Source organism: Thalassoglobus sp. JC818 (genome assembly GCF_040717535.1).
Classification (GTDB): Bacteria; Planctomycetota; Planctomycetia; order Planctomycetales; family Planctomycetaceae; genus Thalassoglobus.
In genome coordinates this window covers 39,955-50,409 of record NZ_JBFEFI010000009.1, presented here as the reverse complement: position 1 = coordinate 50,409, position 10,455 = coordinate 39,955, and the positions used below count along the sequence as shown (strand labels likewise).

The 10,455-nt window shown below is 53.2% G+C and carries 8 protein-coding genes; 7 read left to right on the top strand and 1 reads right to left on the bottom strand.

Annotated elements, in window-relative coordinates; translation table 11 throughout:
- Positions 1-25: 25 nt before the first annotated feature.
- From AB1L42_RS20370 to AB1L42_RS20340, 7 genes are all read left to right on the top strand, one after another.
- Positions 26-295, top strand: a complete 270-nt coding sequence (locus tag AB1L42_RS20370) for a (2Fe-2S)-binding protein (protein WP_367060803.1) — start codon at positions 26-28, stop codon at positions 293-295.
- Between the two features lie 115 nt (positions 296-410).
- Positions 411-1,070: an alpha/beta fold hydrolase gene (locus tag AB1L42_RS20365; protein WP_367060616.1), complete on the top strand. Its 660-nt coding sequence runs from the start codon at positions 411-413 to the stop codon at positions 1,068-1,070.
- A 397-nt stretch (positions 1,071-1,467) separates the two neighbouring features.
- Positions 1,468-2,268 (top strand): OmpA family protein, encoded by an 801-nt coding sequence (locus AB1L42_RS20360; protein ID WP_367060613.1) that lies wholly within the window; start codon positions 1,468-1,470, stop codon positions 2,266-2,268.
- Between the two features lie 18 nt (positions 2,269-2,286).
- The gene (locus tag AB1L42_RS20355) at positions 2,287-3,009 is read left to right on the top strand and encodes a hypothetical protein (protein WP_367060610.1); all 723 of its coding nucleotides are present in this window, start codon (positions 2,287-2,289) and stop codon (positions 3,007-3,009) included.
- Between the two features lie 247 nt (positions 3,010-3,256).
- The gene (locus AB1L42_RS20350; RefSeq protein WP_367060607.1) at positions 3,257-4,939 is read left to right on the top strand and encodes a hypothetical protein; all 1,683 of its coding nucleotides are present in this window, start codon (positions 3,257-3,259) and stop codon (positions 4,937-4,939) included.
- The gene (locus AB1L42_RS20345; RefSeq protein WP_367060604.1) at positions 4,936-5,952 is read left to right on the top strand and encodes a bile acid:sodium symporter; all 1,017 of its coding nucleotides are present in this window, start codon (positions 4,936-4,938) and stop codon (positions 5,950-5,952) included. The genes AB1L42_RS20350 and AB1L42_RS20345 overlap by 4 nt, the downstream gene beginning before the upstream one ends.
- 371 nt (positions 5,953-6,323) lie before the next feature.
- A complete protein-coding gene (locus tag AB1L42_RS20340; protein ID WP_367060601.1) occupies positions 6,324-9,215 on the top strand; it encodes a hypothetical protein in 2,892 nt (963 codons plus the stop codon).
- Between the two features lie 45 nt (positions 9,216-9,260).
- Here AB1L42_RS20340 and AB1L42_RS20335 read toward each other — a convergent pair whose 3' ends face one another.
- Positions 9,261-10,097 carry an RNA polymerase sigma factor RpoD/SigA gene (locus tag AB1L42_RS20335; protein WP_146509820.1) on the bottom strand — a complete coding sequence of 279 codons (837 nt, stop codon included), beginning with the start codon at positions 10,095-10,097 and terminating at the stop codon, positions 9,261-9,263.
- Positions 10,098-10,455 lie beyond the last annotated feature (358 nt).

The window sequence follows — 10,455 nt, the reverse complement described above, 5'->3', positions numbered from 1 at the left end:
TCGATTGTTCCACAAAGGGGGAAATGTGAAGCTTGATGATCCGATTTGTCTGTGTTTCCACGTCTCGAAACGCAAGATTCTGAATTTCATGAGAATCGCCAAGCCTCGCCGAGCCAGTCAGCTCAGCGAGTGCGGAGGTGCTGGGACGGGATGCGGCTGGTGTGTCGCTTACCTGAAACGCAACTTCAAGGATTTTCAGGCAGGCGTTTCCGAGGACGATGTTGATTCCACCGAGTACGCAGTTGGACGACAAAAGCATCTCGCGGATCGAAAGAAAACTCCTCCCACTGCGTGAATCTGATTGAAACTCGCAGCGAGGCTGAATTCGAGCCGACTGAGAAGCACGTTCCTCGTGTCGGATTGCCAGTGAAAAAATGCTGCGTTGGTGGATGGTTCAGGAATTGACGCGAATGCCTTCAACGGTTGCTGAAAAGACGGACTCAAAAAACCGAGAGCTCTCACACACCACAAGTGCGGTGCTGCTTCTCCCCGGAGTTCTGGTTCCCACTTGGGTGATGCGTCCATTCAGGAAGATGTTTCTGGAATCGGGGTATCACGCTGAAATCGGCGACTACCAGTCTTTCGGGAAAGATCTCGATTCGATCACTCGTGATGTTTCGGTTATCTGTGAACGCTTTCAGGAATCACTTCCAGACGGTGTGACCTTCGATCTGGTCGGTCACAGCCTCGGAGGAGTCCTCAGCCGCACGGTTTGTTTGACGAACAAGTTCGAGCGTCTGCGCCGGGTCGTGATGCTGGCTCCTCCAAACCGCGGTTCTCATGTTGCATCCCGTATTGGCCCGTGGGTGCGTCGACTTGTTCCCGTCATCGACGACATCGCTGATCGCGCGGACAGCTCTGTGAATCAATGGCCGCTGAAAATGACCGTCCCCACCGGTGTGATTGGTGCAGAGCCGGATTACGTCGTCAAAGATGAGTCTCTCCATCTCGAAGACGAGAGCGATTTCATCTCGCTGCCGGGGCCCCATTCGTCCCTGATCTTTCGTCGGGCTGCTTTCGAGCAAACCGTGCACTTCCTGGAATGTGGTTGCTTCCACCGTGAATCTTGAATGAAGCGGCGGCGCGCAACTGAAGTCAAAGTCTGAAAGAAGTCTTCGAGTGGCAGGATCCGCAGCTATCCGGCGTATCCTGCCGATCGTTGCAAGCCTTACAGGGTACTGTCTGCCCTGAATGCTTGCGGGTTGTAAGTCTTTGTTGTGATGTAGTTTGCGTTCTGTGCGTCGAGCCTGCTGGACGGTGCTGTCGGCGATTTGGTTTGTGGACTTGAAGGAAAAGGACTTCTCGCTCTGAGATTTTCCTCGTACAACCTAGCCCTCCAACGGCAGCATTCGCCTGTCCGAAATTCCCTCCAATTGACCTCACGAGCATCCTCTCCACCGATTCGGCAATGACTGCTGAAACGGGGCACCGGTTGCCTCACTGACATCCCAAGACAGGAGTCGTTCGATGTCGCAAGACATTCGAAAACTGTGTCTCATCTTCAGTCTGTTCAGCTTTGTTGGCTGTCACGGATATGCCCCAGCATGGCAGGTGCGACAAGCCCAACTACGCACTTACGAGATGTATCACGCCCGCCAGCACCTGGCGACTGAGCTTGCCGGGGCGCAGCAGTCGCTCGGACACATGGCGATGGAAAAGCAGCAGCTTGAGCAAAGCCTCGCCGCTGCCAACCAGCGGATCGATAATCTCGCGATGGAGCGAACTCGTCTTCAGGAGCAGTACAAGACGCTGCTGACAAATCTGCCTGAAGAGAGTCCTCTCAGCGGAGCAGCCAGCCGTCGCCTTCAGGAACTTGCCCAACGGTACTCCGAGTTCGAATTCGATCCTGCCACAGGGATCAGTCGATTCACGGGAGACCTCCTGTTCGCCACCGGCAGCGATCAGATTCAATCGGGTGGATCGAATGTGCTCAACGAGTTTGCCGCGATCATGAACTCTTCGGATACCCGCGACTTCAACATCGTTGTTGTGGGGCACACTGACGATCAACCTGTCAGCAAGCCGTCCACTCGAGCACGACACGAAACGAACTGGGAACTCTCAGCACACCGGGCAACAGCGGTCGTGAAGACGCTTGCCAAAAATGGACTGGCTGAGCCAAGAATGTCGATTGCCGGATACAGCATGTACCAGCCAACAGCTCCGAACTCTGACGAGTCGGGTCGACAACAAAATCGCCGCGTCGAAATCTTTATCGTTGCTCCAGACACCTCCATTGCATCAAATGGCGGCTCACCGATGAAGTAAGTCTTGCGAAGGGTGACGATGCTCAACGACTGGTTTCAGGATATCAACTGCGAGATGTCCTGGGCGACGTTTCAGAAGCTCCCGCGTCACCCCGCCTTCCGCTACGAATACCTATCGGGGCGGTGCCGTGTGACTCCTCGTCCGCAGTATTATCATGCACGGCTTCCTCTGGAGTCGTGGGAACCGATCTCGAAGGACATTGTTGAACGCGAGGCCGTCGTTGTCAAACCTCTCAGTGAAGTAACCTGCGACGACTTGCACGATTCATTCATTCAAGCCTTCGCTCGTACAGTTCCGTTCCATCAGCTGAGCGAAGCCGAGCGTCAGCGAGCTGCTGCCGAGTTGATCGAAAGAACATTCTCAGGTTCAGACGGACCGTTTCACCGCGATTCATCTCATGTGCTGCGCGATCGGCATTCCCGAGATATTCTCGGCGCAAGCCTGATCACTCTTTTGCCATCTGAGGATCTGGAACACTTCGATCATCCGGGCTGGCGAACGTCTCCTCCGACCGATGCTGCAGAAACGGACTGGGGATTTCCTCATTTGACCTGGATCTTCGTCGCATCTAGCCGGCAACGACGAGGCTTGTCCAGTTGCCTCTTGGACGCCACAGTCTCCGCTTTGAAAGATCGCGGAGACAAAACGCTCCTCAGCACGTTCTTGCTCGGTCACGATCAAAGCTTGCTTTGGCACTGGAAAATGGGCTTCCAACTGATGAGCCACGTCTCCTCGGCGTAGAATCTCTTCCTGCATTAACCGAGTGTGCCTGAGTCGTTTCCTTGAGATCAACGATGTTTTGTCGTTTGTGAGCATCTGAAACTTTTCCCGTCGCGATGAATCGGGAGATGAGTCCGCTGGGAGATCTTGAATTCGATGTTTCGCACATGATTCTGGCCGAAGCACAAGAGATTTTCTCGAAACGCCTCTATAATTCCGGTTCATTCTCCCTTTTTCTCGGAATTCCGGATCATTCAGGATTCGTCACATGGTTGACTCCAACAGGTCGGTTTTCAGCAGTCTCCCGGTACGAATTGTCGGAAGTCTTGCAGCGATCGGAGTGATTGCTGCACTCATGCTGAAGCCAAAAGACAAAATTGAAAACGGTAAGCCCTCGTCGGAAGTTGATCCGATCGATGTGGTTGAAGAAAACGCCGACAGCCGATGCGACAAAGAGCTCTCGCGAATTCTGTCTGCTCTTCAGCCCGGTCGACGTTCGGTCACGATGACGTCTCAAGATCTGGCTGCCGAACTCAATCGATGGTTTCAGACGTGCGGAATAGCTGAAGACATCGTGTTGACGGAGGATGCGGACCTGCAGAAAAAATTGATGTCCGCAGAGGGTTACGAAATCGCTGAATCGGACCGGTATCTTCCAATCGATATCGATCACGTCCGGCTGGCGATGTTGCTCAAGAAGATTGCGGATCACGTTTGCGTCAATGCGACAACAGATCCTGAGCGAGCTTTGGTGCTGTTTGAATTTGTGACGCGGTATGTCAGCCTGATCCCCGAAGAGTTGCAGTCGTCGATCGATTTTCCGTCGACTCCGTATGAATCGCTTCTGATTGGTTACTCAGATGCTGCGGGTCGAGCCTGGGCGTTCTCTGCGTTGCTGCAACAACTGCGACTCGACTCGGTCGTCCTCGTTCCGGCAGATGAAGCAAAGTCAGATCAGTGGCTCGTCGGTGTCAACATTCCGCAGGTCGGTCTGCAATTGTTCGACCCTCGTCTCGGCTTGCCGATTCCCGGTCCGAACGACTCGAAAGCGAATCCTTTCCCCACATCTGCCGCGACACTTGCACAAGTGCTGGAAGACGACTCGCTTCTGAGACAACTCGATTCCGATAAGCAACCATATCCGCTGGTTTCAGCTGATCTGAAAGACATTCGCGTCAAATTGATTGGAAGCCCGATTCTGTGGTCGCAGAGAATGGCGGAACTTCAGTGGGCGCTTCCCGCTGACTCGATCGTCGATCTCTATGATGGCCTTGGAGCGAATCGACTCCGCGAACCGGGTGCTTTCGATCGAATTGTTTCAGTCGGGAAAAAACATGTTCATTGGACTGAGGATCAGATCGAAGTCTGGGATGCTCCGACTCAGCAATTGATTGCCGTTTCCGAAGCCCAGCGAGATGAGAATTCTCCGTATGCCAAGATCTTCGATGTGTTCGCAGGCCCGCAGGTCATGACGTCGAGTCAGAATTCTCCCACACCAGTTCTGAAACCTCTTGAGTATCCGCTGCACGTTGTCCGCCTGGAATTACTCGATGGCGAATACGGCCCAGCCCTTCAGCATATCGGCCGAATTTTGACTTCCTATCGAACGAATTCTACGCCCGAGAATGACGACGCCATTGCATTCGCTGCGATGTGGACCGGGATAGCTCAGACGGAGACGAAAAACTTCACAGCTGCTCGTAACACATTCGATCGCTTCGCGACTACGATTCGGTCTCCTCAATCGCCTGCAATCCTTCTGGATGTGCTCGACCAGACTGCAACGGACTGGAAAGCATATCTGTTCGTCGAAATGAAAGACTTTAAGGAAGCGGCGAATGTGTTGAGTTCAAAGCCAGACACAGCAAGTCCGCTGCGTGATGCTTATCTGGAGCGTCGATGGAATCAACTGGCCGAAAGCGGCGACTCCGGTTCGGCCGATACGGAATGAAGTCTTATTTAAAGCAACGCTGGTTTCTCGTCGCGCTCACGCTCTCAATTCCGATCGGAATTGGTTTGGGACTCGGAATTCCTGCTGCGAAGTTGGATGGATTTTCAAAGAATGTAGCTGGCGGACTCAGCCGAGTTCTGGTGGCGGTCGTGCTGTTTTTGATGTCTGTCACTCTCGACACTCGGAAGCTGACGGCTGCGCTCCGCTCGCCTGCTCCGACGATCTGGGCATCCGTCGTGAACTACGGATTTCTTCCGCTCTGCGCGATTCCGCTCGCGTGGTTTCAGTGGACGGATGATTTTGCGGTCGGTCTCCTCATTGCTGCGAGCGTTCCCAGCACGATGGCTTCCGCATCTGTCTGGACGCGAAAAGCGAACGGGAATGATGCTGTCTCCCTCTTGGTTACGATTTTGACCAATGGACTTTGTTTTCTCGCGACGCCGTTCTGGCTGGCTCAGACACTCGGGGACACAATCTCTCTCGACGTTCGAGATATGATCGAACGACTGTTCGTGACAGCTGTGATTCCGATCGGAGTGGGGCAGTTTATTCGCGGTCGACAATCGATTCGTGAGGCAGCTGACCGATGGAAGACTCCGATCGGCGTTGTCGCTCAGTCACTGATTCTGGTTCTCATCTTCTGGTCGTCAGTTCAGGGTGGTTCTCGTCTGCAGGGGAGTGAATCGTCTGAGCTCGGTGTCGGTGCTGTTGCTGTTGCCTGGTTGTCATGTATCGTATTGCACTGCGCCAGCCTTGTGGTCGTTTTTGTTGGAGGACGAGTCGCTCGATTCGATCGGCCAGATGTCGTCGCCACTGTCTTCTCAGGCAGTCAGAAAACTCTCGCGATCGGAATCTACATCGCGATGGATCTGCTCTCGCAGCGCAACCTCCCCTTCGCCGCTTTCCCGATTCTTATGTTCCACGTCTCTCAGCTGTTTCTGGATACTCTTCTGATCGATCCTCTCGGAAGATGGGTCAATCGTGGCCAGCAATATTCCACTTCAGCAGATTGAGGCGACAAGGCTTTTCCGGAATCGAACAGCTCGTTCACCGGTACAGTCTGAGAGTGTTCGCGACTTGGAATTGCTTCCTACGACGAGGCTGCCGGTCGAAGTTCTTTCCGGTGTTTTCTATGAACTCGGGAAAAGTTGTAAAATCCGCGTGAGTCTTTCTATCGCACTTCGCCCTCCATGGTAGAGGCACATCGTGCGCCGAGGCTTCCTGATTTGTATGTGTTGCTGTTCGTATGAGCGAACACTGCAGCCATTCGATGAAGGCGGTTTGGACGCGTGCTGAAAGGTCATACGCCTGCTCAAGATAAGACAAATCGACCCTTTGTGGTCCGATGCAAACGGTATCCCCTTCACTACTCGGAGTGCTCCGCATGAGTCGCTATTTCACTTTCGGGCTGTCGCTTGTCGTGTTCACCGGCATGCTTCGGTCGGCATCTGCGCAGCCTCTCCCGTTTGATGCGAAAGCGGAAACGTATCAGTCAGAAGATGGAGAGATTCGAGCGTTCGTTCTTCGGCTGGAGCAGCCTTTCCTTGCTGATCAATTTGAGAAGAGCAACACGCTTCGCCTGGAACCGCTCAATGGCAACGCGGACCTCGTCTATCCCAAAGAAGCGAAGTTCACGCAAAAACATGCGGAGTTTTACGGTCGCTTGCAAGGTGAAGGGGTAGCGAAACTACAGCTTTCGTATGAGGTGATTACAGAAGACCTCGCAGGCCAGCCAAGCTTGAATGTGCGAACAACTGAGATCGAAATCTCGGTCCCGACAAGCGAAGGGGGAGATCCTTCGATCTATCCGGAATGGGCACGAATGCAGAATCGTCATTTCGCGGAACTCCTTCGATACTATCCGGAGACGTCCTTCTTTGAGTACGTCCTCCTGCAATCCAAGGATCGTTACGGCGTTGATCCTCCTCCACTTCCGAATGCACAAAGACATCGAACATCGCAAGTTGAAACGGGCCTCTACCACACTTTCAGCGGTGGGCTTGGGCTGCAGCAGTCGTTACAGTGGGAAGTTCTGCGGGGAAACAACGCCCCCGGCGACCTCAACGTCCATATCCAACAACTGCAACCACCAGCATTGCAGTCGTTGGATTACGAACAACTCCTGAAACAGAAAACTGAAGAAGGCTCCGAGCCGTACATTCATTCTTTGGCCCATGCAGTCCCCGACGATCAGTACTTCATTCAGTTTCCAACGATGGAGGCTGCGAATCGCCTGATTGATTTAAGTGTTGAATGGGGAGACAGCTTGCTGCAGATGTTGACTGTCACTGCACGGGATCATCACCTCCGAGAGAAATACGAGCGACAGCTTTGCTTGAAACGAGACGCATTCCCGGAACTCTTCGCCGACAAAGTCATTGGAGAAGTGGCTTTTACCGGGTCGGACTTTTTCTTTGCAGAGGGAACAGACCTCTCTGTTCTGGTTCGGGTACTCAATCCTGAAGCCTTCGAAGCAGCGACGGATGCATGGCTTACGGAGGCAAAGGAGAATTATCCAGACCTACAGGTTCGAAGCGTAAACTACCGAGGGCATCGGATCTCCGCTCGATATACACCAGATCGTGGAGTGAGTTCGTTCCTGCTGATGAAAGATGATGTCGCGATCATTTCCAACAGCCCGGTCGTAATGCGGAAGATCATCGATACGCTATTAGGCGAGAGGCCAAGTCTGAAAGATGCAGCCGACTATCGATATTGCATGACGCTCTTGCCCCCCGGAACTGAGGGTCAGGATGCTTACCTGTTTCTGTCCGAGTCGTTGCTCAAGTATTTGGTCGGCCCGAAGTTCAAAGTTGCGCAGAAGCGTCGACTTCAGGCCTTCAACAATCTGGTGATGCTGAACAACGCTTCTCTGCTTTACAGAATGGAATCGGGGCGGTCGCCGGAATCGCTCAGCGAACTCGCTCAGGGAAACTTCTACGATCCAGAAAAGGTCGTCGATCCAGTCGGCGGGGCATATGACTGGGATGCCGATCGTGATACCGCGACCAGCTCCGTCTTCAATCGAATTAAGTATCTCACGCCGATTGTCGAGCTCGACGTCCTGCAAGTCTCGAATCAGGAGCGGCAGGAGTACGCTCGCTACAAGTCACGCTACGAAGCTCTCTGGCGTGAAGTCTTCGATCCGATCGCGATGCGACTTTCGCTGACAGATCGCAAAGTTCAGGTCGAGACATTGATTCTGCCATTTGCAAACAGTTCATTGTACGGACAATTGCAGTCGATGGTGGAAGGCTCGCCGCAGATGATGGAAACGGGACAATTCGCCAGTTCCGCCGTTGGATCGTTGCAACTCTTGCCTGGTCGCAAGCGTGTTGGCCAGATGATGAAAGTTGTTCCGGGAGTGCAGGAAGTTCTGGAGTCAGATCCAACACTGACGGATCTGAGCTGGCTCGGCGATCGCGTTGCGATTCACTACTTCGACGACAGCATGATCTTCGAAGTTGATCCGTTCAAGCTGAAGCGGACTGATCAGCTGTTCGGCATTGGCGTACCAGAACAGACAGCGATTTCAGCGGTTCTGGCAGCGACCAGTCTTCCGGTAGCTGTCGTGATTGACGTGGAAGACGTCGACAAAGCTGGTCGACTGCTCGATCAGCTAGGCTCAGAGATTGTTCTGAAAGGAGAACCGATCGCTGGCCTCTCGACGGAGTTCGATGCCTATCAACTTCCTGACTATGACGGACACCACGTTTACGTTTTGTCTTATCAGCTTTACGCCGTCAAAGTTCGGCTTTATGTCTCGCTGACCAACAATCAATTGGTCGCAGCCACGACGCTGGACGGTTTGCAGAAATCGATCGACGCGATCGCTGCTCAAGTGGAAGCCGATCCACAGCCAGGACATGCGGAATTGCGAATCAATTTCGCTGCCATGAATGAGATGGAAACTGACCTGCAGTTGTACTGGAACGAGAAGTTACGACAGGCAGCTTATCGGAACGTGATGCCGATCTATCTGCTCGTGAAGCTTTACGACGTTCCGATTGACGAAGTGAACTCGCTGGCGGATTCCAAATACGGCGTCACATATTTCTGCCCGGGCGGCGGCGAATATCGGTTCGATGAGACCCGTGATCAGATTTACTCGTCCGTTTACGGAAATCGACAGGGAGCCCGACAACCGTTGGTAATGCCGGAGCAAACCCCGTTTTCCGAGTTTTACGGATCGCTCGAGAGTCTTTCCGCCCGACTCAAGTTCCAAGACAACAGCTTGATTGGAACGATTGTGATCGAACGAAAACTCGATGAATAGATCTGATTGCAGTGGACGGAAATAGTGCAGCAGCGTCCGTGGCAATCACTCGCCGAGCAGACCTTTGTTCAATCGTCGGAGTGCTTCAGATTCGATTTGACGAACACGTTCACGAGTCAGTCCGAGAGCTTCTCCGATTTCTTTGAGCGTCCGCGGTTCTCCATCTTCGAGTCCGAAGCGAAGCTTGAGAATTGTTGACTCGCGGTCATCCATGTCATCCAGCATTTGAAAGACATGCTTGAGATTGTCGTCCCCGATCAATTCGTCCTCGGGACCGAGAAATCGCTCGTCCGGAATGAGATCGCCCATGGAAACGTTACCGTCTCCATCGTCGCTTTGCGGAGTTGAGTTATAGAGCTGGATGGCCTTCTTGACGATCTTCAGCTTCTTCGGAGGCAGTTCCAGCTCTCGTGCGACTTCTTCCGGGGTGGGAGTTCGTCCCAGCTGATCTTGGAGCTTCGCTGATGCTCTCCGCCACTTGGAAAGCAACTCAACCATATAGGCAGGGATACGAATCGTTTTCGCCGAGTTAATGAGAGCCCGTTTGATCGATTGTTTGATCCAGTAACTCGCGTAAGTGCTGAAGCGAGTGTTCATGTCCGGATCGAAACCTTCAACGGCCCGCAACAGCCCGAGGTTTCCTTCTTCGATCAAATCTTGCAGAGGCAGGCCCTTGCCCGAATACCCACGTGCAATGTTGACGACGAGACGAAGGTTGGCGCGGACCATTCGGTCACGTGCGAGCATATCTCCATTCGAGATCCGGTAGCTCAACTCTTTCTCTTCGTTAGCGGTCAACAGTGCTGTTTCGTTGATCTCGCGAAGGTACGTTTCCAGAGGGTTTTGGACATTGGAAGTTCGACGGCGAGAGATTTTTTGCATTGGTCAACTACAGGTCAAAAGACACCGGGGAACTGGGAGACATTTTGGAATCCTTCCGCAGTCCCAACTCGTCATCGCATCCGTCCTGGACGATCAGAACTGTTTCCTGTCACCGTGTTCGACGTCTATGCAATCCCTGCGAGTCTTCTGCCGATCGACCGGCAACCTGGAAACAACAGCTTGGACAGGAGTTCTAATCGAACATCGGATCGGCGAGTACTGCCGCTCCATACTGCCTTCAGACAAATGACATAAGGAGGGGGAAGCTCATCGGTTGGCGCAAAAATAACGGCCTCCCAGTTATGACTGGAAGGCCGTCTGTAGCAACTTCGCGCGTTTCACGAATCAATCGGTCCAC

Bases quoted from the DNA above. Each gene is read 5' to 3' on its own strand.
- AB1L42_RS20335 (WP_146509820.1), bottom strand. From the start codon at position 10,097: ATGCAAAAAATCTCTCGCCGTCGAACTTCCAATGTCCAAAACCCTCTG.
- AB1L42_RS20345 (WP_367060604.1), top strand. From the start codon at position 4,936: ATGAAGTCTTATTTAAAGCAACGCTGGTTTCTCGTCGCGCTCACGCTC.
- AB1L42_RS20355 (WP_367060610.1), top strand. From the start codon at position 2,287: ATGCTCAACGACTGGTTTCAGGATATCAACTGCGAGATGTCCTGGGCG.
- AB1L42_RS20365 (WP_367060616.1), top strand. From the start codon at position 411: ATGCCTTCAACGGTTGCTGAAAAGACGGACTCAAAAAACCGAGAGCTC.
- AB1L42_RS20350 (WP_367060607.1), top strand. From the start codon at position 3,257: ATGGTTGACTCCAACAGGTCGGTTTTCAGCAGTCTCCCGGTACGAATT.
- AB1L42_RS20360 (WP_367060613.1), top strand. From the start codon at position 1,468: ATGTCGCAAGACATTCGAAAACTGTGTCTCATCTTCAGTCTGTTCAGC.
- AB1L42_RS20340 (WP_367060601.1), top strand. From the start codon at position 6,324: ATGAGTCGCTATTTCACTTTCGGGCTGTCGCTTGTCGTGTTCACCGGC.